The organism is Clostridium thermarum (genome assembly GCF_006351925.1).
GTDB lineage: Bacteria > Bacillota > Clostridia > Clostridiales > Clostridiaceae > Clostridium_AU > Clostridium_AU thermarum.
In genome coordinates, this window is record NZ_CP040924.1 from 1,322,182 (window position 1) to 1,348,564 (window position 26,383).

Sequence of the window (26,383 nt, forward strand, 5' to 3'; positions counted from 1 at the left end):
TATTAATTAAACTAAAGTTTGGTTTTGAATTTATCTTCTATGTACTGCTTAAATTCACCGATAAATTGAGCGTGGAATTCAGTCTTTTCTACTGCTTTGCTAATTAAGGTCTGAAAAGAGCTCTTGTTGCACTTAGAGATATTATTATAATAATCTCTGGATATTTTCCAATACTTCTGGGGAAAAGACAGATAGGCCAAAATATACCTGTATTCATCTAGGTTCAGTGGCCGTTTTTCTTCATAGACTTTTAAGGCATTAATTGCAGTTTGTATATTCCACTTTGTATTATCCCGTTTAAGTAGTCTTCTTAAAAAGTAGGATATATCATGCACACAATAATCCATCTTGCATTTATCAAAATCTATAATCCAAATCCTGGTATCGTTGTCGAATATTATATTTTTGTTGACATAATCTAAATGACATAGTGAAGTTTTTAAATTTTTTTTATCTATGGAAGCTGAAACCCTAGCTGACAACTCAGCAAGCTCAATATTTTCTTCAAAATTATTTAGATAGGTTTTTGAAAAGCCATCCTTATACTTAAAAGCTAGATTAGAGCAATTCAAAAGTTGATTAAAGTGCTTTTGAAGTGAATTAGCCAGATTTTCAAAGCCGCCTCTGTTACTACTGCCAAACACAGGTGTGAAGTCCTCGGAACAGTTGTGCATATCCGCTAAGTATGAAATTGAAGCCATTATGTGATCTATATTGTCATAGCTGCATTTGATGCCATCAATCCATGGTGTAAGAATAAACAACATATTGTTATATTGAACAAATCTCCCTTTTTCTCTAGTGGGAAGCAGCCGCGGGACATTGATTTTATTTCTGTAAAGCCATTCTATAGCTGAATATACAAAAAGCAAGTCTTGTACACCAAAGTAAACCTTTTTTAGGCAAAACACTTCATTATTATATTCAACTCTATAGACTGCTCTTTGCTTGTCTGTATCCTTAAACTTTATCTGTTCAATTTTAGCATTCTCCATAGCATAGTGGGGAAGTACAGTTTTCTTTAATGTGCCTTCAGATAAATCGTTCACCTTATACAATTTAGCTTCGTAAGGCATGGAATTACCCCCTAGTAAACAATTATATTACTAAGATATTATTTAAAATCTTCTAATATACATATACTACATAAAAATGTTTATATATTTTACTAAAAAAGAGGAGTTTTAGGCTTTTTATAGAATATTCAATTGAGGTGGTTTAATGGATATAAGGGAAAGGATAGAGAGGTCAGAAGAACTTGCATACAACAAGTTTGCTTGGCTGTCTTCTAAATGTGGAAATAGAGAAACCTTTGAAGAAAAGGATAGTGTTAGAACTGCTTACATGGTTGATAGGGACAGGATAATTCACAGTAAAGCTTTCAGGAGATTGAAGCATAAAACTCAAGTATATATAAAAACTTGGGGAGACCATTACAGAACCAGACTAACCCATACCTTAGAAGTGGCACAGATAGCAAAGACCATTGGGCGAGGTATTGGGCTCAACGAGGACCTTATAGAAGCTATTGCCCTTGGGCATGATATTGGTCATGTGGCCTTTGCGCATAACGGAGAAGAAGTTCTAAACAGTCTACTTCCCAATGGATTTAGGCACAGTGAAAACAGCGTTAGAGTGCTTAGACGGCTGGAAAAAGGGGGAAAGGGGCTAAACTTAACTCCTGAGGTTTTAGACGGCATTTTACGCCACAGTGGTTTTTCGCTAAATGCACCTAAGGCCTATACTTTGGAAGGGCAGGTTGTCAAGTACAGTGACAAAATAGCTTATGTTAACCATGATATCGACGATTCTATACGTGCTGGACTGTTAAAATTAGAAGATATTCCAACCTCAGTTATTAAGAACCTTGGCAAGAGCCATGGTGAAAGAATTGATACCTTGGTAAAGGATTGTATTTTTACCACCTTGAAGAATATAGACGCAGATAAGCCAGAGGTATCTTTAAGCAGTTGTATAGAAAAAGAATTAACGGAATTAAGACACTTCATGTTTGAATATATATATAAAGGCGCCATTTTAAAAGTGGAAAGGGATAAGGCAAAGTTTGTTTTGTCTCAGGTATATGAGTATTTTTATAAAAATCCGGATAAGCTACCTGGGTTTTATAGGTCTATAGCTGAAGCTGAAGGCCTTCATCAAGGGGTAGCAGATTATATTTCCGGCATGAGCGATGACTATTGCCTATACGTATTTAATGATATATATGTACCAAAGTTAGTTATATACTAAAAATTAGGAATATTTTATAGTATTTAGTGGGTAAAATATTGTTTGTGCGGTATTCTGATATTTTTTAAAAAATTTGGATAAATAACCAGATAAAAAATTAAATTAAAAATAAATTATTAATATTTTTAAGAAGGATTTTGATTTATTGTGTCGAATATATAAGAACTTGTGGAAAAATTCCTAATTTCAAAAAGATAGGTGGGAATGTTTCATTGAGAATATCAGATGAAATAATCCAAAGGGTAAAAGAGGAAAATGACGTAGTGGACGTGATTTCTGAGGTTGTAAAGCTAAAGCGAGCAGGAAGAAACTATATGGGATTATGTCCTTTTCATCGAGAAAAGTCTCCGTCTTTTAGTGTTTCTGTTGATAAGCAAATATATAAATGCTTTGGTTGTGGTGAAAGCGGTAATGTTTTTACCTTTGTTATGAAAAACCGAAACATTGATTTTGTTGAAGCTGTCAAATATTTAGCCAATAGAGCAAATATAACTATTGAGTATGATGATTATAAAACCAGAGTTTTAGAAGATCAAAAAGAGAGGCTCTATAGTGTAAATGTTGAGGCAGCAAGATTTTTTTACAGTAATTTATTAAGGAGTAAAAAATCACAGGAATACTTCTCTGCCAGAGGAATATCTGTAAGCACAGTTAAAAGATTTGGGTTGGGGTTTGCACCGGACTCATGGCATGACTTGATGAATGCTTTAAAAAGAAAAGGTTTTTCAGAGCTGGATATGCTGAATGTAGGCCTGGTAATTAAGAGCGAGAAGGGAAATATATACGACAGGTTCAGAAACAGAGTTATGTTTCCGGTATTCGACTACAGAGGGAAGGTCATAGGCTTTGGGGGAAGAGTTCTTGACGATTCAAAACCAAAGTACCTCAACTCTCCTGAAAGTTTAATATTTCAAAAAGGTACGAACTTATACGGACTCAATTTTGCACTGAAACACAATAATAACAGAACGTTTATAATTGTTGAAGGCTACATGGATTGCATTTCTCTGCATCAGCATGGCATTACTAACGCTGTTGCGTCATTGGGAACAGCTCTTACTGTTCAACAGGCGAAGTTATTAAAAAGGTATGGGGACAAAATAGTAATCTCATATGATGCGGATGCAGCAGGTCAAGCAGCAACCATAAGAGGTTTGGAGATTTTAAGAAAAGAAGGGTTTGACGTAAAAGTGTTAACTGTACCTTCCGGAAAGGATCCGGATGAGTTCATAAGAGCAAATGGAAAGGAAGCCTTTTTGAGGTTAGTGGAAAATGCACTGCCCTTAATGGACTACAAAATAAAAAAGGCTGCGGAAGGCCTAAATTTCAATGACAGTGAAGAAGTGATTAAATATGTGAAAAAGGTAACGGAATCACTGGCAGATCTAAATCCAGTAGAAAAGGATGTCTATATAAGTAAAATATCTCAGCAAACTGGGATTAAAGAACAGGCTATTTATGATTTACTTAAAGGAGAACTTAGTAAAAGCAATGAAGCAGCATATACAATGAATAGTATGCCTGCTTTTGGACAAAAATTATATGTAGAACCGGCTCATATTAAGGCGGAAAGGATTCTGCTAAAGCTGATGCATGTTGACGAAGAGTGCTTTGAATTCATTAAACAAAATCTAAGTGAAGAAATGTTTATATTAAATGGCCATAAGAAAATATATAAGCTGCTGTTAGAATCAAAATATCTGGAGAATATAGATAAAGCGAGATATGTAGAAGATAGATGTGACGATGTAGAAAGTTCAAAGGAATGGGTTGAAATTAATAACTTGGAGTTATTGAAGGATGATTATGAAAATAAGCAACTTATAATAGATTATATAAATGAAATCAAAAGATATCAATTGGAAAACTTAAAGAAGCAAATTAAGGCAAAGATTAGCGAATGTGAAGCCAAAGGCTTGATAGAAGAGTCTCTTAAGCTTGCACAAAGACTAATGGAAATCAAAAGAGAAGTGGAAAGGTCGTAGTTCTGCGGAAGGAGGTTACATTATGAAAGATAAAGATGCTAAAATGGCTGTTGTGAAAAGACTCATCGATAAGGGGAAAAAGAGTGGAACGCTAACTTACAAAGAAATCATGGATGAACTGGATGAAATAGATTTAAATCCTGAGCAAATCGAGAAGATATATGAAGTTCTTGAATCCATGGGCATAGATATTATTGGTGATATGAGTGATATTGAGGTGACCGAGGAGGACCTCGATTTATCGATTCCGGAAGGGATAGCAATCGATGATCCGGTAAGAATGTATCTAAAGGAGATAGGAAAGGTTCCGTTGCTATCTCCCGATGAAGAGATAGCTTTGGCACACAGAATCGAAGATGGTGATCCTGTTGCAAAAAAGAAATTAGCTGAAGCAAACCTTAGATTGGTTGTAAGTATAGCTAAAAGATATGTTGGAAGAGGAATGTTATTCCTGGATTTAATACAGGAAGGTAACCTTGGACTTATAAAGGCTGTAGAGAAATTCGATTTCAGAAAGGGCTTTAAGTTCAGTACTTATGCTACTTGGTGGATAAGGCAGGCCATTACCAGAGCCATAGCAGATCAGGCAAGAACCATCAGAATACCTGTTCATATGGTTGAAACAATAAATAAGCTTATAAGGGTATCAAGACAGCTCCTTCAAGAATTGGGCAGAGAGCCATCACCGGAAGAAGTTGCAAAGATCATGGAAATGCCTGTGGATAAGGTACGTGAAATTATGAAGATTGCTCAGGAACCTGTATCTTTGGAAACCCCAATAGGTGAAGAAGAAGACAGCCATTTAGGCGATTTTATTCCTGACGATGATGCACCAGCTCCTGCCGAGGCTGCTGCCTTTACAATGCTGAAAGAACAGCTTATCAATGTATTGGATACCTTAACACCCAGAGAAGAAAAAGTATTGAGACTGAGATTCGGACTTGATGATGGAAGAGCCAGAACTCTGGAAGAGGTAGGTAAGGAGTTTAATGTTACAAGAGAAAGAATCAGACAGATAGAAGCTAAGGCTTTAAGAAAACTTAGACATCCAAGCAGGAGTAAGAAGCTGAAGGATTATCTTGATTAAGTTTCACTGTTAATAAAGAAGATATCTTTGATAAAATGCTAACCCCTAGGGGTTAGCATTTTATATTGTTACATAAAGCCCACTTGTGGTATAATTATGTATCGGAGGGGATGTTAGTATGATATTAAAGCCACTTAGGGGGATGGCCTCCATATATATGTTACTAATTACACTGCTTACCAATGCCTTTATGGGAGTAATATTTAAACTGGTTAATACATATCTCTTGTATGTAATTTTAATTGTTATGATAAGTATGGTTAACATTTATTATTTATACTATTTTATTATGAGTTTAACATTAAGCTACAAACTAAAAGATAATAAACTGATAATAAGCTATTTCTGTAATCTCCGAAAGGTGAGTTTGGATTTAAGTAAGATCAAAGGATATATGAAGGCTTCCGGTAATATACACGGCATAAAGCTGTCCGGTGTAGGCAATGATAAGTTCTCCTTCGGCAGAAATATTATAGACAAAATTGGTACAACCTATATGTTTGTAACATCAAATAACAATATTTTATATTTAAAAACTGAAGAAATATGTTATGCTATTTCTCCAGAGGATGATAGTGAAGTAAAGAGAATACTAATGGAGTGCGAAATACCTGACACTATTGAAGAATACGTTGAAAAGTCTAAAGTGGAATTGCATAAAGATAAGAAGTTTCTAATCCCTTTTTCTATTATTTCAATTCTTATAGTACTTATGATTTTGATTCCTTTTATATTGTATCTCAAAGGCTACTTGCCGGAAACTATGCCCTTAAACTTCGATGAATCTTTTAGGAGTCTTCAGCAGGGTACCGGTAAACAATTTGCCTTTAAACAAATGGCCTATGGGGTACTAAACATGATAATACTGTTTTGTATGTATTATGCCGCTTATTTCTGTGCAAAATATGATAGGAAGACGGCTTATAGGTATTTATATATAAGCTTGGCTGTAACTTTAGTATTCTTTTTCCTACAACTGAAAATACTATTTACTTTTGGGTTTTAGAAACGAATGGTGATATAATGAATATAAGTGATAGATTAATGAAGATAGCTAATATGGTACATAGGTGTAACTCCATGGCGGATATAGGTACCGATCATGGGTATATACCTATTTTTCTTGTGAAAAAGGGAATATGTGATACTGCAATAGCATCGGACATCAATAAGGGACCGGTGCAAAAGGCGGAAAAGAATGTGAAATTATATGGCTTAGAGGATAAGATTCAATGCAGATTAGGGGGAGGACTTAAAACTATTGTGCCCGGTGAAGTGGATACTGCAGTTATAGCGGGTATGGGAGGACATTTAATAATTTCCATACTGGAGGAAAGTGCTGAGGTGGCACAGAAAATGCAGGCCCTTATTCTTCAGCCGGTGCAGCATGTGGAGATCCTTAGAAAGTACTTATATGAAAATGGATATGAAATCCTAAGTGAGGACCTTTGCTTTGATGAAGGAAAGTACTATGAGATAATCAAGGCTCGCTATGATGGAAAAAAGAGGACCCTTGAAGATATTTATTATGAAATAAGTCCTTTTTTGTTGAAAAAAAGACATCCTCTGCTTCAGGAATACATTTTACATAAAATAAATAAGAATAATATAATTGTAGAAAATATTAATGAAGATACTGAGGCTGCGAGTAGAAGAAAAGAGGATTTAATCAGACATAATATAAAATTGAAGGAGATAATGGCATGTCTGTAAAATTATCAGAAATAATAAATGTAATCGAAAATTTTGCCCCAAAGGAATTTAAAGAGGACTATGACAATGTAGGTCTTATGGTGGGCGATAGGGAGGCGGAAATATCATCTATACTTGTATCCTTAGATACCACTTTGGAAGTTATAAAGGAAGCAGCTCAGAATAAGTGTGAACTGATAATCAGCCACCATCCACTGCTTTTCAGAAAGGCTGCCACTGTGACAGAAGACACCCTATTGGGTAGAAAGATTAGAATGGCCATAAAAAACAATATAAATATCTATGCCAGCCACACGAACTTGGATGTGAAAGCCAACGGTATGAATGACCTTCTAATTAAGCTTTTAGGCTTTGACAGAGGGGCAGTAATGGAGAAGAGCAATAATCCTAAGGCTGGCAGTGAGGACGGCCTAGGAAGGCTTGTAGAGCTTCAGGAACCTATGACTTTGGAGGCACTCTGCGGCAAAGTAAAAGAAGCGCTAAAGCTTTCTTTTATAAGATACACCGGAGAAAAAAACTGGCAGGTCAATAAGGTTGCAGTTATCAATGGCAGCGGCCAGGATTATTTTAATCTGGCTACAAGGCTTGGAGCAGATTGCATTATTAGTGGAGATACAACCTATCACTATGTCAGCGATTTATACGAAGAGGGCATTGCTGTAATAGATGCGGGGCACTACGGCACAGAATGGCCGGCTATGATGCTCTTTGCAGAAAATCTGAAGGTGCTTTTGAAGGCAAATTCAATTGATTTACCCATAGTGATATCAGAAAAAAACTTTGACCCTTATAAGGCTTATTAAAAATTTAAAATAAAATATAGCTTGTCTAAAATTACTATTTGCTTTAATTAAATTTCTATGATAATATATTTCTTGCGAGTAAGTCAGACAGTCGCTGCCCGGTAAACCGGGGAGAGGAAAGTCCGAGCTTCACAGGGCAGGGTGCTGGGTAACTCCCAGTGGAGGCGACTCTAAGGAAAGTGCAACAGAGATATACCGCCGTTTATACGGTAAGGGTGGAAAGGCGAGGTAAGAGCTCACCAGCGCATTGGCGACTTTGCGGCTATGTAAACCCCACCTGAAGCAAGACCGAATAGGGAGACACATGGGGTGGCCCGTCCCGTCTCCGGGTGCGTCGCTGGAGCCTGTCTGGTAACAGCAGGCCTAGATAGATGACTGTCAAATACAGAACTCGGCTTATAGACTTAGTCGCATATGATGTGGAAACTTAGTGCATAACAGCACTAAGTTTTCTTCATATAGAAGTGTTTTTGTAATGTTCACAAACAGAAGAACAATTTGAAAGTGTTTCAATACATAAATATTCAATTCTTATGATCTTAACCATAGTGCCAAAGGTTATACCTAGTTAGTGCCAGATATAATATGCTAAAATGGATGTATACATGCCTTTCATTTACATAAAAATAAGTTAATATAATGAAATTAAAAAGAAAAAGAAGGACTTTTGTGCTAAAATGACTAATGTATTTTCAACTCTGAGTCTTGCCTAAATCCTGTTAGAATATTAGATTATTCCGTAGAAAATTGGATAGATTTAAGCATATAAACGTTTTAATATAGAATTAGTATGAATATTGCTAATAAGTTTATATTAATTAAGATAAAATAGGGATTCATTAAGGTTTACCAAGAGGAGGAGAAAAATGATTAGACCAACTGAAAACAATGAATACTACGAACTGACCAGTCCTACCAGTATTCCTAAGGCTTCAGGATTCTTGTGGAATGAAAAGATGATGATACATGTAAACTGCCGTGGTTATGCAGTGGCTCAGTTTATGCAGCCGGAACCATCAAAGTACTCACATGCTCCAAATTTGGAAGCTGTAACTTTTATGCAGCCGGAACAGCCTTACTATGCACATCATCCCGGCCGTTTTGTATATGTCAAAGATGAGAAAAGCGGACATATATTCTCGGCTCCTTATGAACCGGTAAGGGTTATGCCAGATAATTTCAAATTTGCAGTGGGAAAAAGCAATATTATTTGGCAAGTTGAAAGCAACAATGTTCTTATAGAAATGTGCTTGAGTCTGCCTAAAAATGATTCCATGGAACTTTGGAATGTCAAAGTGAAAAACCTATCACACAACAAAAGAAGATTAAGCATTTACCCATACTTTACAGTGGGGTATATGTCATGGATGAATCAATCCGGTGAATACAAGGAATATTTGCAGGCCATTGTATGTACTTCTATTTCTCCATACCAAAAATATAAGGATTATTATAAGATTAAAAATTTCAGTGATAAAACATTTCTACTGGCAGACAGGAAACCTCTGTCCTGGGAAGTAAGTTCTGAAGCCTTTGAGGGGGAGGGCGGAATTACACTGCCAACGGGAATACAACGGGAAGAGCTATCAAAAGGAGATTCCAGATATGAAATGCCAGTAGCGGTATTTCAATATAGAGTTGATATGGATCCCGGTGAAGAGCGGGAATACAGATTCATATTTGGGGCTGCCAAAAATGAAGAAGAAATTTTAAGCCTACGTCAGAAGTACTTTCTGAATGTCAACGAAAAGGGTGAGGATGGCTTTAAATTAGCTAAAATCGAATATGATCGATATATAGCAGGAGGCAAAGGTTGCATCAACATAAAAACACCGGATGCTGATTTGGACAACTTTGTTAATCATTGGCTGCCTAGGCAAATGTATTACCATGGTATAACTAATCGTCTTACTACAGATCCTCAGACCAGAAATTATCTTCAGGACAATATGGGAATGAGCTATATTAAACCACAGATTGCAAGAGCCGCCTTTCTGTTTGCCTTAAGCCAGCAGAGTGAAAACGGATCAATGCCGGACGGAATACTTCTGACGGAAGGCGCTGAGTTAAAGTATATAAACCAGGTACCCCATTCCGATCATTGTGTATGGCTGCCGATCTGCCTCAGTGCTTACTTGGATGAAACCAATGATTATGAAATATTGAAGGAAATAGTTCCTTTTACAGAAGGGAAAAAAAGTGCAACGGTTTTTGAACATATAAACAGGGCAATGTACTGGCTTCTCAAGGATAGGGATGAACGGGGACTCAATTACATCAAAGAGGGTGACTGGTGCGATCCTATGAATATGGTTGGTTACAAGGGAAAGGGAGTTTCCGGATGGTTGACTATGGCTTCAGCCTATGCATTTTTAATCTGGGCTGATATTTGTGAGAAGATCAAGGAAAAAGAGAAAAGCGAAGAATTTCGTATGGAGGCTCGTAAATCCAATGAGGCTATTAATAAATATTTATGGGACGGAGAGTGGTACGCTCGTGGAATAACAGACGATAATGTGGTATTCGGTATCAGCAAAGATAAGGAAGGCAGAATCTTCATTAATCCCCAAGGGTGGGCACTACTCTGTGGTGCAGCTGATGAAGTAAAAAAAGAGAAACTGATGAAGGCTGTTACCGAACAACTTGAAACCCCCTTTGGAATTGAAAAACTGGCCCCTTCCTATACAGCAATGCGTGAGGATGTGGGAAGAGTAACTCAGAAACATCCCGGGACAGCGGAAAATGGAGCTGTATACAATCATGCTGTGGCATTTTATATCTTTGCTCTTTATTCAGTAGGAGAAAAAGATAATGCCTACCGACTCCTTAGAAAAATGCTTCCCGGACCCGATCTTGATGATATTATCAGAAGGGGACAACTTCCTGTTTTCATACCAAATTATTATCGTGGTGCATACAGACAGTTTCCTCGTACAGCCGGGCGATCAAGCCATTTATTTAATACAGGTACAGTTTCTTGGTACTATCGCTGTCTTATAGATGGTTTATTTGGATTACAGGGAGATATATCCGGACTTCGAATAAATCCTCAGCTTCCATCTCACTGGCAGGAAGCTTCCGTAAGCCGTGTTTTCAGAGGGGCAAACTTTAATGTGGACATTAAGAGAGATGCTATGGTTAGTAAAAAAGAAGTATATGTAAATGGTATTTTTATCGAAGATGGTATCATAAGAGATTTGAAAGCTGGGGAAGAATATAAGGTGTTGGTAAAAATGCCATAAGCATAAGAGACTATGAAGAGGGGAACGATAATGTATCCCTCTTCATAGTTTTTTCTAAAAGTTTGCTCAGTACGATGTAATGTAAGTTACTTAAACTAAGGGGTGAGTATATGAAGAATCTGAGAACGGAACTGATGCTGTATTTTACTATAGTGGTAACAGTAATTTTAGTAGTGATTGGTGAGATCTCAAGCTATCAAACGAAAAAAACCGTTGAACTTCGTGTCAGTGAGTCAACGGTAGAGACTTTGAAACAGATCAATAAGAATTTAGATTATATTTGGGGAGATATACAAGATATATCTCTTTTCGTAGTGGCTAATAAGAATATAAGAAATTACTGCAGAATGGACATAAACGACTTAGACAAAATAGCAGATACCTTACTGACTCTTAATGAGGAATTTGCAAACTTGACCAATTCTAAAAGATATATTTTCTCTATAAATATCTATGGAGAAAATGGATTGAACTTTGAGACTGCAGGGCCTTCCCAAGTACAGGAAGATACTATGCTGAAAGACATAGAGAAAAGGATTCCTAAAGATGGAAACTTTCTCATAACACCAGTTTACAAAAGAAATTATCAATCTATGGGTGAGAGGTATATTATCTCCTTTTACCGTCAAATTAATGATATTAATAATTTTTCCAGAAAGCTTGGATATTTAAGAATTGATGTTAATGAAGAAGAGGTCAATAACATTTATAAGCAAATTAAACTTGGCGATACCGGCTATATTTTTATGATAAATAAGGAGGGTTATGTAGTATTGCATTCAGATAAATCTGAGCTTAGAAAGAATATAAAGGATGAATCATACTTCAGCTATCTATTCAAGGAAGATGAAGGCTATTATCATGAAAATATCGATGGTGTCGACACGCTTATTACTTACTATACTTCCAAGGATGGAGAAATCATATTTATTGGAATGGTACCCTTCAATGAATTATTGAAAGAAGTTCAATTGGCTCGCAGGTTAAAGAATGTACTTATAATGACCGGATCTTTTCTGGCGTTGATTATCTCTTATTTTGTTGCAAAGAAGATTACATATCCCATTAAAAAACTTACCAGATTGATGAAGAAGGTGGAAGAAGGGGATTTGGATGTAGTTATAAATGTGGACAGAAAAGATGAGATAGGTATTCTTGGGCAGAGCTTCAATAGGATGATAAGTGAACTGAAAACTCTGATTGAAGAAGTTTATAAGAATCAGATTATCAGAAAGGAAGCGCAGTTAAGAGCCCTGCAGGCTCAAATAAATCCTCACTTTTTATATAATACGCTGGATGTTATTTATTGGACATCACGTATGGAGAATGCACCTAAAACCGGGGAGATTGTGAATGCTCTTGCAAAGCTTTTTAGACTCGGGCTAAACCGTGGGAGTGAGATAACAACCATAGGGAAAGAAATAGAACATCTGCAGAATTACCTTATAATTCAGAAGGTAAGGTATGATGAGGAACCTAAAATTGAAATAAATATTCCTTCGGAACTTTATAAATTCAAAACAATAAAATTATTGCTGCAGCCCCTGGTGGAAAATGCACTGATTCATGGTATTGCTGATCTTGAGGAGAGGGGTAGAATTCTCGTTAGTGGAAGGCTGGAAGGAGCTGAGGTTGTAATCGAAGTTGCGGATAATGGTGCGGGAATGGATGAAGAGAGGGCAGCTGAAATTCTCCAAGGTGAATTCGAAGAAAAAAAGGGCTATGGGTTAAAGAATGTAAATGAGAGAATAAAGTTATATTTCGGTGAACAATATGGAATTAAAGTATTCAGTCAAAAGGATGTAGGAACAGTAGTTGAAATAAGATTTCCGAAAGTATCAGGTATAGGAGGTACAGAACCAGATGATAAAACTATTAATAGTTGATGATGAAAAGATGATCAGGGAGGGGCTTGTTAATACAATGCCATGGAAGGAGATGGGCATTGAAGTTGTTGGATCAGCCGGAAATGGTTTGACGGCTTTGGAAATTGTGAGGGAGAAGAAGCCACATATAGTTTTAACGGATATCAGGATGCCAAAGATGAATGGCATAGAGCTTCTGCAAAGCATTAGGAAGGAAGGCTACAAGATTAAAGTAGTGATTTTAAGTGGATATGATGAGTTTGCCTATGCACAGCAGGCTATAAGACATGGCGCAGAAGACTATATTCTTAAGCCTGTAAATGCAGAGGAGCTACAGAAGGTTATAAAAAGGCTGGAAAATGAATTGAAGGGGGAAATTAATGAGGATCTTAGTCACATTCAATTAAGAAAAGATATAGAAGTGGAAATTGAGAAGTATGTAGCTGCAGTACAGGGAAGGGACAAAGCTACTGCAATTTCTATTTTGGATGCTATTACTGAAAATCTCACACTGCAGAAGGTATCTACGGAGCAAATTCACAGACTGTATTTTGAGATAGTGGAGTCGGTAATGCATGCCATGGAAAAGAGTGGACTTAAAATAAACGATGAGCTTAGGGAAGAATATTTAAACTCCTTTATTGAACTGTTAAACTTTACAAAACAACAGGAACTGAAAAACTGGATTAATGACTTTACTGAAAACCTTGTGGGATTTGCAGAAGATAAAAAAGGAGATAGTTACAGACTTGTAATAAAGAAAGCAGTGGAGTATATGGAGGAACACTTCAATGAGAAATTATCTGTTCAAAAAGTGGCTGAAGTAGTTTATCTCAGCCCAAACTACTTCAGCCATATTTTTAAGAAAATGAAGAAGGAGAGTTTCACGGACTACCTAAACAGAATCCGTATAGAGAAAGCTAAGGAGTTGTTATCTAAACACTTATATAAGGTATATGAGGTTTCGGATATGGTTGGATACAGTGATTACAAGTATTTCAGCAGCGTTTTCAAAAAGCTTGTAGGTGTTTCACCTACTCAATACAGTGAACTGTAAAGTTAATGAGAACCCTATGTTCGAAGAATTTTAGATACAATCAAAGTTTTCTGGATTCATTAATATAGGCTGAAGCACTATAATAAAATCTGTAAGGAGCGCGCTACAATATAAAAAAAGCAAACGTTTCAATTATTATGTGTTATACCGAACTAAAATTACAGGGGGAATAAACAATGAGAAAACGTTTAGTAACTTTAGTACTAGCAGTTAGTATGGCAATCGGTGCTGTAGGATGTGCTAAAAATAATAAGACAGATGAAGGAACTAATACAGGAGGAACAGCAGACAAGAAAGTTAAAATTACACTATGGCACTCATTCGTAGGTGCAGATCAACGTGCAAAGTTTATGGAAGATAGAATGAACGAGTTCAGAGCTAAATATCCCAACTATGAAATCGATGAACAGAAGATGCCAAGAGATCAATACCAGACAAAGCTAAAGACTCAAGCAGCAGCAGGACAATTACCGGATGCATTTTTACTATGGCCAAATGCAATGACTAAGGAATTTGCAGAAGCAAATCTATTGGCAGATATAAATGATATTTTGGATAATGATCCTGAATGGAAGAACAGCCTTAACCCAAGAGCTTTAGATGAGTTCACTGTAAATGGAAAGACCTATTCAGCAGGACTTGGAATAACTCCTACTTCTATGATATTTTACAATAAAGCTATATTTGATAAGTATGGAGTTTCTTTTCCACAGAGCTACGATGAACTTAAGGAAGCTATTAAGACCTTCAGTAAAAACGGAATTATTCCAATAGCTCTTGGAAATAAGGCATTATGGCCGGTTCAATCAACTATTTTCAGCTTACTTGCAAACAGAAATACCGGAAGCGAATGGCTGGATAATGTATTGGCTAAGAATGGTGCTCAGTTCACTGATCCTCAATTCATAGATTCTCTTAACAAGCTTAAGGAATTAACTGATTTGGGAGCATTTAATAAAGACTATAACAGTATTGATGATGTTCAGATGAGAGACTATTTCTATAAAGGCCAGGCTGCTATGGTAATCAGTGGATCATGGATTGTACCGGATATGATTGAAAAAGCATCGGAAGAGGTTAAGAAAAATATAGAAATAGGTATTTTACCTGCTATTCCTGGAGGTAAGGGTGATCCAAATGTAATGACCGGAGTAAGCAGCACAGGTATTGTAATAAATGCCAAGGCAACTCCTGAACAGAAGGAAGCTATAGGTAACTTAATTAAGTTCCTTACTAACAGCGACTCTCAAGTGGCGTTAACAAAGTATAATATCCCAGTATCCTCTAAGACTGTTACTTTAGATGAAGCAACAGCTGATCCAATATATGCAAAGATGATTGACCTGATTTCAAAACATCCTCTTGTAACTGTTTATGACTCAGCACTAAACTCTGAACAAGCAGACATAATCAACAATGGATTACAGGCAGTAATGATAGGCCAGCAGACACCTGAAGACTTAGCTAAAAAGCTTCAGGCAGCAGTAAAATAAAAAAATAGCAATTAAAATAAAAGGGTTTTTAATAACCCTTTTATTTATAAAATTTAAAGGAGTGAAGATATGGAAATTATCCGTAGAAATAAAAAGTTTATTATTATAGGTTTGCTTCCAGCACTATTATTCTACACAGTATTTGTTATGTACCCTATTGTCAGATCCTTCTTCTACGGGTTTTATAATTGGAATGGATTAGGCCAGCCAATTTATATAGGGCTGAAAAATTTTAAAGAAATACTCACAGATCAAGTATTCTGGTTATCTTTAAGAAATAATATTTTTCTTGTAGTAGCATCAATATTTGGACAAATTCCAATTGGGCTTATTATTGCTATCGTATTAAGTAGAAAATTAAAAGGTGTTGGTTTTTTCAGATCAGCCTTTTTTATGCCTATGATTTTATCAACGGTAGTAGTTGGACTACTATGGACTACAATTCTTAACTCTCAGATTGGTATACTTAATCATGTACTGCAGAGTATCGGACTTGAAAAACTAGCCAAGGATTGGCTGGGAGATCCTAAGTATGCCATGTATACGGTAAGCGGAGTTGTTATTTGGCAATTTATAGGCTTATATATGATTATTTTCTTGGCAGCGCTCCAAAATGTACCGGAGGAAATTATGGAAGCGGCAGATATCGATGGAGCCAGTGAATTAAGAAAATTATTTTCAATTACTCTTCCTATGATGTGGGATACAATAATTGCAGCAGTGGTACTTTGTATTGCAGGAAGCATGCGTTCCTTTGACCTGGTATTTGTTTTAACCGGAGGAGGACCGGCGCATTCAACGGAGCTAATGGCCACATATATGTATAATAAAACTTTCACAGTCTATAAATACGGATACGGAAGCGCAGTATCCCTTGTAATATTTGTGATAAGCTTCAGTTTTATACTTGTCAGCAGATTGTTGATGAGCCAAAAAAAGAATGTTGCTTAGAAAGGAGGACGAAAACATGGAAGCGAGAGTTACAAAAACCAAAGACAACAGTTTATTGTTATTATTGAGAAAAAGAATTATTAGAGTGGCGTTGTACCTTATATTATTTCTATTTGCTTTGACAACCCTCTATCCTCTGATTTGGATGTTTTATACCTCATTTAAAAGCAATGCGGATATATCTATGAGTACCTTTGCACTACCTAAAACCTTACATTTTGAAAACTACGTAAATGCATGGAAAACTGCAAAAATAGGAACCTATTTCTTTAACAGTTTCTATATATCTACAGTATCAATTATACTTACAATTTTGATTGGAGCTTCTGCAGCTTTTATACTATCAAAATTTAAGTTCAGATTTCAGAAATTTGTTTATACAATATTTATAATAGGAATGCTTATTCCACTACAATCGGTATTAGTACCATTGTTTATTCAGATGAGAAGTTTTAACCTTCTTAATACTTCCTGGTCCTTGATTTTGTCCTATACCGCCTTTGCACTGCCAACAACGATTTTTATACTTGAGAGCTTTATAAGAGCCTTTCCGGATGAGATTATAGAGGCGGCAATAATAGATGGAAGCTCAGTTGCGAGAGTATTTTTCAGAATTATTTTACCTATGTCAACACCGGCAATTGCTACTGTTGCAATTTTAAACTTTTTAAACAACTGGAAAGAGTTTTCCTTTGCTTTGATATTCATAACCGATGAATCGAAAAAGACTTTGCCTTTAGGGTTATATAACTTCCTTGGGGCCAATACAAGCGATTATTCCTCACTTATGGCAGCTTTAATGATATCTTCCATACCAATAATCATATTATATCTTGTACTTCAGAAACAGGTGATAAATGGTATGACCGCAGGTGCGGTGAAAGGTTAAGAACAGATAAGTAACTATGAATTGGGGGAAATTGTGATGAAGATCCTATTAAAGGACAATTGGAAGCTTCAGTGCTTTGAGGAAGACTCAGTTTGCGATACTATATTAGCTTCAGCAGATGTAGATCTCAGTGAATGGCTGGATGTAGAGGTGCCTGGAGATGTTCATTCAACACTTCTTAAATATAAGAAGATTGAGGATCCCTTTTATTCAACTAACGCTGAAAAGTGTAGATGGATTGAAGACAAGACATGGTGGTATAAAAAGAGCTTCAATTTTGAAAGAGAGCTTCAGGAAAATGATAAGGTTGAACTGAAATTCAATGGATTAGACACTTTCGCTACTGTGTATCTTAATGGGGAAGTCCTTGGACGGCATGAAAATATGTTCACTCCTGCAACTTTTGACGTAACAGAAAAACTGCTTCAGGGAACTAATCATGTGGCAGTAAAATTTGATTCCACAATTTCAGTAACCAATAGAAAAAGCTACGATAAGATGTGGTATTCCTATAATCCTAACAGAGTATGGGCCAGAAAAGCTCAGATGAATTTTCGATGGGACTGGGGCCCGAGGCTCATCACTGTAGGCATATGGAAGGAGGTTGAACTAAACCTTCACAATACTGCTAAGATTGATAATGTTTATGTAAGAACCATTGAGATGAGGGATAATGAAGCAGATTTGATGGTTAGCATAGAAGCTGAAATCTTCAAGGACAACATTGAACTGACAGCAGTAGTAAAACTCAACGGAGAAGGCTGTAACATATCAGAAACTATAGCTTTGAAAAATGGAAGAGGAGAAGTAAAGCTAACAGTAACAGATCCCAAGCTTTGGTGGACTCATGATTTGGGAACTCCTTATCTATATAACTTTAATGTGGATTTATTAACGGAAGATAAAAATTTAGACAGTTACAACAGTAAAGTTGGTATCCGAACCGTTGAAGTAAGGCGGGAAGATGCTCTGGGGAACAAGAGATTCATCTTTGTGCTAAATGGAGTTGAGACTTTCTCCAAAGGTGCAAACTGGGTTCCTGCACATAATTTTATTGGAGCAATAAAGGACGAAACCTATGTAAAATGGGTTACAAATGCTAAGGATTGTAATATGAACATGCTTAGAGTGTGGGGAGGTGGAGTATATGAAAAAGATATATTCTACCAGGAATGTGACAAGCAAGGGTTATTGGTATGGCAGGATTTTATGTTTACCTGTTCTTCCTACCCGGACTTCGATGCGGACTTCATGAAAAATGTCAGAGAAGAGATAATTCATGTTGTAAAATATTACAGAAACTATACCTGTATAGCAATTTGGTGTGGTAACAATGAAATCCAGTGGCTTCATGGCCAAAAGCTGTCGGATTTAAAGGACCTGAGATTGTATGGAGAAAAGATTTATCATGACTTAATGCCGGAATTATTAGCAGCTTATGATCCTTCCAGATTGTTCTGGCCAAGTTCTCCTTTTGGCGGAAATGATCCAAACAGCGATGAAGAAGGAGATAAGCATAACTGGCAGGTTTGGGCAGGTCAGGTTTATCCACGCAAATACGGGGAGGCTGTGATTCAGGACAATACAGCCTATGGCGTTTCCTTTAAACGCTTCACTGAGGATTTGGGGAAATTTGTGTCCGAATTCGGAATGCATGCACTTCCTGTTAAAGAAACCCTAGAGGCTTGCATACCGGAAGAGGAATTGTACTTTGAAAGCTTTGAGATGAAATTCAGGAATAAAGATAAAAGACCAAACAGAGGAAAACTCCTTATGGAGGGATATACAGGACTTCCAGTTAGCCTTGAGGAATACATTGATTTTTCAATGATGGCACAGGCGGAGGGACTGAAGTTTGGAATAGAGCATTATAGAAGAAGAAAACCGGAATGCAGCGGAGCTATAATATGGCAGCTAAATGACTGCTGGCCAACAATGAGCTGGAGTATTACTGATCATTATCTTCGTCCCAAGGCAGGTTACTATTATACTAAACGCGTATATAAGCCTATTTTGTTGCCCTTTAAGCAGGAAAGCAATGATATAATATCCCTTTGGGCAATTAATGATACTCTATCAGAATACAAGGATACTTTAGAAATTGGTCTCAAGGATTTTTTCGGCAATAAGGAATATATTGAAAAAATCAGTATTAGGATTCCTGCCAATACCAGCAGAAAAGTAAAGGAACTTTCAAAGAACAGAATTAACGTAACCTACTCGAATTTTGAATTCCTTTATGTAAAACCAGAGGATAGAACAGTTGATTCAAATATTTTCTTCTTTGAGGATTATAAGGATCTAAATTTACCCCCATGTAAGTTAAGCCTTGAGAAGGAAGTACTCAGTGAAAACAAGATTAATATAAAAATTAAAACCGATAATTTTGCAAAGTTTGTTAAATTAACAGGTTCTTTAGACAATGTAAAGCTTAGTGACAACTATTTTGATATTATGCCAGGAGAGGAAAGGAACGTTATACTGGAAGTCCTGGATAAGAAAATAAAGTTAGAGGAACTGAACATTGCTATATCTGCAATAAATCAAGACAGACATCCGTAAGTTAAGTTTTCGTAGTGGAACCCTATAAAATTGACAATGAGGTGATTAAATGTTAAAAAGCCAAGAAATTAGAAGTAAGGCTCCTGAGATGGATTCATTGAGATTGGGAGCGGGATGGAAAATAGATGAACTCTCCAAGCCACAGATTGTCATTGAAAGCACTTTTGGACACAGTCATCCCGGCAGTGCCCATCTGGATGTTTTGGTAGATGCTACATATGAGGGCGTTATAAACAAAGGCGGAAAGCCAGCAAAATATTTTGTTACAGATATGTGTGATGGACAGGCTCAAGGCCATGATGGCATGAATTACTCTTTACCGTCCAGAGAGTATATTGCAAATATGATAGAAATACAAATTGGAGCAACCCCCTTTGATGCAGGAGTATTTATTGCAAGCTGTGATAAAGGGTTACCAGCACATTTAAAAGCTATTGCCAGACTGGACATGCCAGCAGTGGTAGTTACCGGAGGAATAATGAAGGCAGGTCCTAATATGCTGACTTTAGAGCAAATAGGAATGTATAGTGCAAGGTATGAAAAAAAAGAAATAAGCAAAGAACAGTTTACAGAACTTAAGCACAACGCATGTCCAAGCTGTGGAGCCTGCTCCTTTATGGGAACAGCTGCTACCATGCAGGTCATGGCTGAAGCCCTTGGTATTGCGATGCCTGGAACGGCACTGATGGCTGCAACAGCTGAAGACCTTGTTGAAGCAGCGAAAAAAGCAGGAGAACATGCTTTAAAGCTTGTAGAGATGGATCTGAAGCCTTCTCAGATTATGACCATGAAGGCCTTTGAAAATGCAATAATGGTACACGCTGCTATCGCAGGGTCATCTAATACACTGCTTCATATTCCTGCCATAGCCCATGAGTTAGGGCTGGAAATAACACCGGACGTGTTTGATGAGATTCATAGAAGAATCCCTTTTATATTAAACATAAGACCAAGTGGTTTCTATCCTGGAGAATATTTCTGGTATGCTGGGGGTACGCCTGCTGTTATGGAGGCTATTAAGGAATACTTGCATCTTGACGTTCTTACTGTAACAGGAAAGACTCTTGGTGAAAATCTTGAGGAATTGAAGAATAACGGCTACTACGAAAAATGTAATAGATATCTTGAGAAAACAGGTGTAAAGAAGGAAGATATAATTAAATCCGTTGAAGCTCCAATTCAAAAACAAGGTGCTATTGCTATATTAAAGGGCAACCTTGCACCTGAAGGAGCGGTTGTTAAACACTCGGCAGTATCAAAGAAAATGCATCAGGTTATACTTAAAGCAAGACCCTTTGACAGTGAGGAAGAAGCATTGAATGCTGTTTTATCAGGAGCAATCAAACCCGGAGAAGCTGTGTTTATTAGATACGAAGGTCCGAAGGGAAGTGGAATGCCGGAAATGTTCTATACAACCGAAGCAATAGCATCGGATCCGTTATTATCAGAATCAGTTGCATTAATTACTGACGGAAGATTTTCCGGAGCTACAAGAGGACCTGCTATCGGACATGTATCCCCTGAAGCAAGTGAGGGTGGAAATATCGCCCTTGTGGAAGAGGGAGACCTTATCAAAATTGACATTCCTGCAAGAACCTTAGACATAATTGGTGTCAAGGAAGAAGAAAAATCAGCGGAAGAGATTATATCAATTCTTCAGGAGAGAAGAAAGAACTGGATAAAGCCAACACCCAAATATACAAAGGGAGCACTGGGCATATATACAAGGCTTGCAGTATCTCCAATGAAGGGCGGATACATGGAATAGGGACAAAGGGACGGAGTTTACGTCCCGATGGGACATAAACTCCGTCCCTTTGTCTCAAGTAAGAGTATATGGAGGTCACTATGTTACGTAAGCTAGAAATTTTAGATGCAATATGTGAAAGCGGCGTAGTTGCTGTTATAAGAGCAAATTCTAAAGAGGAAGCTTTTGCAATTTCAGAAGCCTGCATTGAAGGCGGGATTAAGGCTATTGAGGTAACTTATACGGTGCCGGTAGCCTCAGAGGTAATACAAGCATTAAGTGAAAGCTTTAAAGATAAATTATTTATTGGCGCGGGTACTGTATTGGATTCGGAAACTGCCAGAGGGGCAATACTTTCAGGTGCCGCTTATATTGTGAGTCCAGGTTTTGATGAAGCCTCAGCTAAGCTATGCAATAGATATCAGGTGCCATATCTTTCCGGATGCCTGACAATAACAGAAATGATAAAAGCTATGGAAGCAGGAGTTGATATTATAAAGCTTTTTCCAGGAAGTGCTTTTGGACCTTCTTTCATAAGAGCTGTTAAAGGACCTCTGCCACAGGCCAATATAATGCCTACCGGAGGAGTAACCCTTCAAAATGTTCATGAGTGGATTAAAGCAGGTGCTGTTGCTGTAGGTATAGGGGGAGATTTGACAACAGGGTATAGGGAGTTTGGAATTGAGAAAGTTGTAGAAAATGCAAGGAGCTTTGTTGATAAGGTAAAGGCAGCAAGGGAGGGAAAATAGGTGAAGGGAATGGAGCTTAAGTTATTGGTACCTATCAGTAAGCTCGATTCTCAGTACAACACTAGATAAGCAAATCTTTAAAGGCTTAAAATTGAAGAGCCTTTCTGCTCAATATATCAAAGTACAAAATTGTTAATGAACACCATAGACTGAACGGTATGTACGGTGGTGTGAGAGGTAGGGAAAATTAATTAACTTTCCCTACTACTCGATCTTTATTGTAATGACAAGCTGCAGCGAAGGCTAGTAGTCATTGTTATGCTCAGCGGCATCTGCATCTGCCTTAGTTACATGCACAGTACCATAAGGATGCTGAGGAGGAGCATAAATAGAATACAATTTAATAGGCTTATTACCTGTATTTATTAAATTGTGCCATTTCCCAGCCGGTATTATGAAGATATAATCATCATAGACTCTTTCCCTAAAGTTCAAATTTTCCTTTCTATCGCCCATTTGAACAATTCCTTGACCTTCTTCTATGCGGATAAATTGATCCAAATTTGGGTGAATTTCTAAACCAATTTCTCCTCCAACGGGTATGCTCATCAAAGTAAGCTGCAGATGATTTCCTGTCCATAAGGCAGTTCTGAAATTATCATTTTGCCTGGTTGCTTCCTCAATATTGATTACAAAGGGCTCTGGGCCGTAATCCTTCAGATCCATATTCATATTCATATTCATATTCTCATATCGATAGCTTACTCCTCTACAATAGTAAGGGCATTGGTACACATAACAACTGTTGCACATATTATATGTGTTGTACCCTGGTATATTTCCATAGCAGGGATATGAAGGTTGCTGATAAGAATTATACAAACTAATCATTCCTTTCATAAAGTTACAATATATCATATGCATTCTAGTTGGAAAGTGTGTAGTAAATATATTATTCAGCCCAAGAGAGAGGACAATCTATTTGGTTAGTTTTTTTTAATAGTAAGGAAGCTGCTTCCTCATCTACTATAACTGTAACATTTGGATGAACTTGAATAAGTGAAGCTGGTATGTGAGTGTTTATCTTGCCATTGACCAATTTACTTATTATTTCAGCCTTGGCCGGACCGCTGGCCAAGAGAAGTATCTGTCTTGCCTTCATTATGCCGCCAATACCCATGGTGACAGCTGATGTAGGAACCTCTTCTATAGAATTAAAGAATCTTGAGTTTGCCATTATTGTATCCTGTTTAAGTTTTGTAACATGTGTGTTTACGTGCAGGGTATATGAAGGTTCGTTAAATCCAATGTGGCCGTTATTACCTATGCCCAGTACCTGAAGGTCTATGCCGCCGGCTTCTGCTATTGCTTTGTCATAGGAGAGACATTCAGCGTCGATATCTTGGGCAATACCACTTGGCACATGAGTATTATGCTTATTGATATTGATGTGGTTAAAGAAATTATTATCCATAAAATAACGATAGCTCTGGGGATGAGTTCCCGGTAAACCCAGGTATTCATCTAAGTTAAAGGTTGTAACCTGTGAAAAGTCCACGGCTTTTTCCCGGTAATATTCTATCAGCTGCTTATACACGCCAATAGGGGTACTGCCAGTTGCCAGGCCAAGTACAGAGCTTGGCTTACTATTTACTAAATCTCTTATTATGTCAGCTGCGGCCTTGCTCATTTCAGCATAGTTTTTGGCTATTATAACCTTCATATAACGCTCCCCTTCCTTCTGGAAATATTTACATCTAAGGTGTATTTATCCGACCTATAAACCGATTCTTCTATAAAGAGAAGTTTATCCTCTGTAGTATAATTCTTGCTGGATACCTTTAATAATGGCACAGCATCCTTTAATCTAAATAAGCCTCTATAATAGTCATCCACTAATACAGCCTGAATAGATGCTTCTGTATTGTTTACTATATGTCCATGATTTTCTAAGTATTTATAGAAGGAACCGAAAAGGTCCTTTTTCTCCAGGTCTGGTAATGTACTGCAGGGAATATAAATTATCTCTTCTGCAATAATCAGCTCTTTTACTAATCTAAGTCTCTGTATTCTGAATAATTCATCTGATTTTAATACACTGTACATATCCTCGTCAGCTTCTATTTTTTCAAAGGCTACAACATCTGTTCTAAATTCAATTCCTGAACTTTCCATGATTTCCGTAAAGCTCATTATATCTCTTTGCTTGATTTTGGGTTCGCACACGAAGGTTCCTCTCCCCTTTTCTCTTGTAAGCAGACCGGCCTGAACCAATTCACCTATAGCCTGCCGCACCGTCATCCTGCTTAAGTTATATTCCTGAGAAAGCACCCGCTCACTATCTATGCAGTGCCCTGGAGGCCAAATGTTGTCCTGTATTTTTTTTCGAAGCTCCTCTGCCAGCTGATAATACATTGGGATAGGGCTGTTTTTATCCATAAAATTCACCACCGAATTGCTAAGATTATTTAACATTATTATCCTTCTTACTTATATTATATGTTGAATGTGTATAGTTGTCTATACCACTGGATATTATTTGTAATAAATGTTTTTTCAGGATCACAGTGGATACCAGATAAAAATTACGGACTGCAGCTTAGCCTGAAGTCCACCTTGATAATAACTTTCACCACCTTTTCTTTGACACTGGAAAGATGGAAGATATAAATAGCCTTTCACCAGTAGAAAATTGCTACAACCTTTTAGATGTACCAAGATAAAGGCCAACTTAAGTAATTACTGCTGCCAGGAATGTTATCTTACTATGACAGAATTTCTTACTAAATAAAACAGATAACTGTATGCACCTGTAAATATAAGGGTTTCAAGTGTATAAATCACTTGTGTTTCAGAAAAATTATATACTGTTTTGGTCCAAAGACTTCCGTTATTTTATCCATAGTGCTATAATGGTATTGAATAAAAACCAAAGAAAGAACATTTGTTGATTATTATTTTAATGTGGAGGATTTTAAATGGCGTATAAAGTTTTAGTTATCAATCCGGGTTCTACTTCTACTAAAATTGCAGTGTTTGAGGATGAAACCCTGATAATGGAAGAAACACTTAGACATTCTTCAGAAGAGATAGGTAAATATAAAAGTATTTATGAGCAGTTTCAGTTTAGAAGAGATGTAATTACTAAAGCGCTTAAAGAGAAGAATTTTGAAATTTCCACACTTTCTGCTGTAGTAGCCAGAGGTGGGATGTTAAAACCCATAGCCGGTGGAACCTATGAAATTAATGAAACAATGCTGGAGGATTTAAAAATAGGGGTTCAAGGACAACATGCTTCAAATCTTGGTGGAATAATAGCCAATGATATAGCAAAGGAGTTAAAGATTCCTGCATATATAGTTGATCCGGTTGTTGTGGATGAAATGGATGATGTAGCAAGAATAACCGGTTTGCCGGGTATTTATAGAAAGAGTATATTCCATGCTTTAAACCAAAAGGCAGTGGCAAAAAGATATGCCGCTGAAAATGGGAAAAGCTACGAGAAAATCAATGTGATAGTTGCCCACATGGGTGGAGGAGTATCCGTGGGAGCACACCAGCAAGGCCGAGTTGTTGATGTCAATAATGCTGTCGATGGAGAAGGGCCTTTTTCACCAGAGAGGGCAGGTTTCATTCCAATGGGAGACTTAGTAGAAATGTGCTTCAGCGGCAAATATACATATGAAGAAATAAAGAAGCTGATAAATGGCAAGGGGGGGTTTACAGCCCATTTGAATACAAATGATGCCAGAGAAGTGATAAAGCTTGCCAATGAAGGCAACGAAAAGGCAAAGCTGGTTCTTGATGCCATGATATACCAAGTGTCAAAGGAAATCGGGAAATGTGCCGCAGTGCTGTTCGGGAAGGTAGATGCCATTATCCTTACTGGAGGTATAGCCTATAATGAAGTAATTACTAATGCAATAAAAGAGAGGATTTCTTTCATTGCTGATGTTGTTGTTTATCCTGGCGAGGACGAGTTAAAGGCCCTATTGAAAGGTGCACTTAGATGTCTTAGGGGAGAAGAACTTCCAAAGGAATATAAGTAGT

Annotated in this window: 20 protein-coding genes and 1 other RNA gene; 17 read left to right on the plus strand and 4 right to left on the minus strand. The window is 37.1% G+C overall.

Translation table 11 applies throughout. The features are described from left to right. Nucleotides 1-11 precede the first annotated feature (11 nt). On the minus strand, nt 12-1,076 hold the full coding sequence (locus FHY60_RS05830; RefSeq protein ID WP_139904079.1) for a CotS family spore coat protein: 1,065 nt from the start codon (nt 1,074-1,076) through the stop codon (nt 12-14). Between the two features lie 145 nt (nt 1,077-1,221). On the opposite strand from FHY60_RS05830, the gene FHY60_RS05835 reads away from it, so the two are divergent. The 16 genes from FHY60_RS05835 (at nt 1,222) to FHY60_RS05910 (ending at nt 22,393) form a co-directional block, all read left to right on the plus strand. After that, nucleotides 1,222-2,250: a deoxyguanosinetriphosphate triphosphohydrolase gene (locus tag FHY60_RS05835; protein ID WP_139904080.1), complete on the plus strand. Its 1,029-nt coding sequence runs from the start codon at nt 1,222-1,224 to the stop codon at nt 2,248-2,250. Between the two features lie 212 nt (nt 2,251-2,462). Continuing rightward, nucleotides 2,463-4,235 (plus strand): DNA primase, encoded by a 1,773-nt coding sequence (gene dnaG, locus FHY60_RS05840; RefSeq protein WP_139904081.1) that lies wholly within the window; start codon nt 2,463-2,465, stop codon nt 4,233-4,235. 22 nt (nt 4,236-4,257) lie between these two features. Then, nucleotides 4,258-5,322, plus strand: a complete 1,065-nt coding sequence (gene rpoD / locus FHY60_RS05845) for an RNA polymerase sigma factor RpoD (RefSeq protein WP_139904082.1) — start codon at nt 4,258-4,260, stop codon at nt 5,320-5,322. A 118-nt stretch (nt 5,323-5,440) separates the two neighbouring features. Next, entirely contained in the window at nt 5,441-6,328 is an 888-nt protein-coding gene (locus FHY60_RS05850) for a PH domain-containing protein (protein WP_139904083.1), read from the plus strand. Nucleotides 6,329-6,345: 17 nt separating this feature from the next. Further along, nucleotides 6,346-7,035: a tRNA (adenine(22)-N(1))-methyltransferase gene (locus FHY60_RS05855; protein ID WP_139904084.1), complete on the plus strand. Its 690-nt coding sequence runs from the start codon at nt 6,346-6,348 to the stop codon at nt 7,033-7,035. Continuing rightward, nucleotides 7,026-7,838: a Nif3-like dinuclear metal center hexameric protein gene (locus FHY60_RS05860; RefSeq protein WP_139904085.1), complete on the plus strand. Its 813-nt coding sequence runs from the start codon at nt 7,026-7,028 to the stop codon at nt 7,836-7,838. The genes FHY60_RS05855 and FHY60_RS05860 overlap by 10 nt, the downstream gene beginning before the upstream one ends. A gap of 75 nt (nt 7,839-7,913) precedes the next feature. Further along, nucleotides 7,914-8,253: RNase P RNA component class A (rnpB, locus tag FHY60_RS05865), an RNA gene on the plus strand. A 451-nt stretch (nt 8,254-8,704) separates the two neighbouring features. Then, nucleotides 8,705-11,080 (plus strand): GH36-type glycosyl hydrolase domain-containing protein, encoded by a 2,376-nt coding sequence (locus tag FHY60_RS05870; protein ID WP_139904086.1) that lies wholly within the window; start codon nt 8,705-8,707, stop codon nt 11,078-11,080. Between the two features lie 110 nt (nt 11,081-11,190). Then, nucleotides 11,191-12,966, plus strand: coding sequence for a sensor histidine kinase (locus FHY60_RS05875; RefSeq protein WP_139904087.1), 1,776 nt, complete (start codon nt 11,191-11,193; stop codon nt 12,964-12,966). Next, entirely contained in the window at nt 12,944-14,002 is a 1,059-nt protein-coding gene (locus tag FHY60_RS05880) for a response regulator transcription factor (RefSeq protein ID WP_139904088.1), read from the plus strand. The genes FHY60_RS05875 and FHY60_RS05880 overlap by 23 nt, the downstream gene beginning before the upstream one ends. 176 nt (nt 14,003-14,178) lie before the next feature. Further along, the gene (locus FHY60_RS05885) at nt 14,179-15,495 is read left to right on the plus strand and encodes an ABC transporter substrate-binding protein (RefSeq protein WP_139904089.1); all 1,317 of its coding nucleotides are present in this window, start codon (nt 14,179-14,181) and stop codon (nt 15,493-15,495) included. Nucleotides 15,496-15,564: 69 nt separating this feature from the next. After that, the gene (locus FHY60_RS05890) at nt 15,565-16,446 is read left to right on the plus strand and encodes a carbohydrate ABC transporter permease (RefSeq protein WP_139904090.1); all 882 of its coding nucleotides are present in this window, start codon (nt 15,565-15,567) and stop codon (nt 16,444-16,446) included. Nucleotides 16,447-16,462: 16 nt separating this feature from the next. Continuing rightward, nucleotides 16,463-17,335 carry a carbohydrate ABC transporter permease gene (locus FHY60_RS05895; protein ID WP_139904091.1) on the plus strand — a complete coding sequence of 291 codons (873 nt, stop codon included), beginning with the start codon at nt 16,463-16,465 and terminating at the stop codon, nt 17,333-17,335. Nucleotides 17,336-17,371: 36 nt separating this feature from the next. Next, nucleotides 17,372-19,897 (plus strand): beta-mannosidase, encoded by a 2,526-nt coding sequence (locus FHY60_RS05900; RefSeq protein WP_139904092.1) that lies wholly within the window; start codon nt 17,372-17,374, stop codon nt 19,895-19,897. 49 nt (nt 19,898-19,946) lie between these two features. Further along, nucleotides 19,947-21,665, plus strand: a complete 1,719-nt coding sequence (gene ilvD, locus FHY60_RS05905) for a dihydroxy-acid dehydratase (protein ID WP_139904093.1) — start codon at nt 19,947-19,949, stop codon at nt 21,663-21,665. Between the two features lie 80 nt (nt 21,666-21,745). Further along, the gene (locus FHY60_RS05910) at nt 21,746-22,393 is read left to right on the plus strand and encodes a bifunctional 2-keto-4-hydroxyglutarate aldolase/2-keto-3-deoxy-6-phosphogluconate aldolase (protein WP_139904094.1); all 648 of its coding nucleotides are present in this window, start codon (nt 21,746-21,748) and stop codon (nt 22,391-22,393) included. A 243-nt stretch (nt 22,394-22,636) separates the two neighbouring features. Here the strand turns inward: FHY60_RS05910 and FHY60_RS05915 are convergent, their stop codons facing one another. From FHY60_RS05915 to FHY60_RS05925, 3 genes are all read right to left on the minus strand, one after another. Further along, the gene (locus tag FHY60_RS05915; protein ID WP_139904095.1) at nt 22,637-23,215 is read right to left on the minus strand and encodes a cupin domain-containing protein; all 579 of its coding nucleotides are present in this window, start codon (nt 23,213-23,215) and stop codon (nt 22,637-22,639) included. Between the two features lie 70 nt (nt 23,216-23,285). Further along, nucleotides 23,286-24,056, minus strand: coding sequence for a glucosamine-6-phosphate deaminase (gene nagB / locus FHY60_RS05920; RefSeq protein ID WP_139904096.1), 771 nt, complete (start codon nt 24,054-24,056; stop codon nt 23,286-23,288). Next, nucleotides 24,053-24,772 carry a GntR family transcriptional regulator gene (locus tag FHY60_RS05925; RefSeq protein ID WP_139904097.1) on the minus strand — a complete coding sequence of 240 codons (720 nt, stop codon included), beginning with the start codon at nt 24,770-24,772 and terminating at the stop codon, nt 24,053-24,055. Before FHY60_RS05925 ends, nagB begins: the two co-directional genes overlap by 4 nt. A 539-nt stretch (nt 24,773-25,311) precedes the next feature. On the opposite strand from FHY60_RS05925, the gene buk reads away from it, so the two are divergent. Further along, entirely contained in the window at nt 25,312-26,382 is a 1,071-nt protein-coding gene (gene buk, locus FHY60_RS05930; protein WP_139904098.1) for a butyrate kinase, read from the plus strand. Nucleotide 26,383: the final 1 nt, after the last annotated feature.

Excerpts from the sequence above, each read along its gene's own strand:
- FHY60_RS05860 (WP_139904085.1), top strand. The coding sequence starts at position 7,026 with ATGTCTGTAAAATTATCAGAAATAATAAATGTAATCGAAAATTTTGCC.
- buk (WP_139904098.1), top strand. The coding sequence starts at position 25,312 with ATGGCGTATAAAGTTTTAGTTATCAATCCGGGTTCTACTTCTACTAAA.
- FHY60_RS05895 (WP_139904091.1), top strand. The coding sequence starts at position 16,463 with ATGGAAGCGAGAGTTACAAAAACCAAAGACAACAGTTTATTGTTATTA.
- nagB (WP_139904096.1), bottom strand. The coding sequence starts at position 24,056 with ATGAAGGTTATAATAGCCAAAAACTATGCTGAAATGAGCAAGGCCGCA.
- FHY60_RS05875 (WP_139904087.1), top strand. The coding sequence starts at position 11,191 with ATGAAGAATCTGAGAACGGAACTGATGCTGTATTTTACTATAGTGGTA.
- FHY60_RS05925 (WP_139904097.1), bottom strand. The coding sequence starts at position 24,772 with ATGGATAAAAACAGCCCTATCCCAATGTATTATCAGCTGGCAGAGGAG.
- FHY60_RS05910 (WP_139904094.1), top strand. The coding sequence starts at position 21,746 with ATGTTACGTAAGCTAGAAATTTTAGATGCAATATGTGAAAGCGGCGTA.
- FHY60_RS05890 (WP_139904090.1), top strand. The coding sequence starts at position 15,565 with ATGGAAATTATCCGTAGAAATAAAAAGTTTATTATTATAGGTTTGCTT.
- FHY60_RS05850 (WP_139904083.1), top strand. The coding sequence starts at position 5,441 with ATGATATTAAAGCCACTTAGGGGGATGGCCTCCATATATATGTTACTA.
- FHY60_RS05870 (WP_139904086.1), top strand. The coding sequence starts at position 8,705 with ATGATTAGACCAACTGAAAACAATGAATACTACGAACTGACCAGTCCT.
- ilvD (WP_139904093.1), top strand. The coding sequence starts at position 19,947 with ATGTTAAAAAGCCAAGAAATTAGAAGTAAGGCTCCTGAGATGGATTCA.
- FHY60_RS05900 (WP_139904092.1), top strand. The coding sequence starts at position 17,372 with ATGAAGATCCTATTAAAGGACAATTGGAAGCTTCAGTGCTTTGAGGAA.
- FHY60_RS05855 (WP_139904084.1), top strand. The coding sequence starts at position 6,346 with ATGAATATAAGTGATAGATTAATGAAGATAGCTAATATGGTACATAGG.
- FHY60_RS05885 (WP_139904089.1), top strand. The coding sequence starts at position 14,179 with ATGAGAAAACGTTTAGTAACTTTAGTACTAGCAGTTAGTATGGCAATC.
- FHY60_RS05830 (WP_139904079.1), bottom strand. The coding sequence starts at position 1,076 with ATGCCTTACGAAGCTAAATTGTATAAGGTGAACGATTTATCTGAAGGC.
- FHY60_RS05880 (WP_139904088.1), top strand. The coding sequence starts at position 12,944 with ATGATAAAACTATTAATAGTTGATGATGAAAAGATGATCAGGGAGGGG.
- rpoD (WP_139904082.1), top strand. The coding sequence starts at position 4,258 with ATGAAAGATAAAGATGCTAAAATGGCTGTTGTGAAAAGACTCATCGAT.
- FHY60_RS05835 (WP_139904080.1), top strand. The coding sequence starts at position 1,222 with ATGGATATAAGGGAAAGGATAGAGAGGTCAGAAGAACTTGCATACAAC.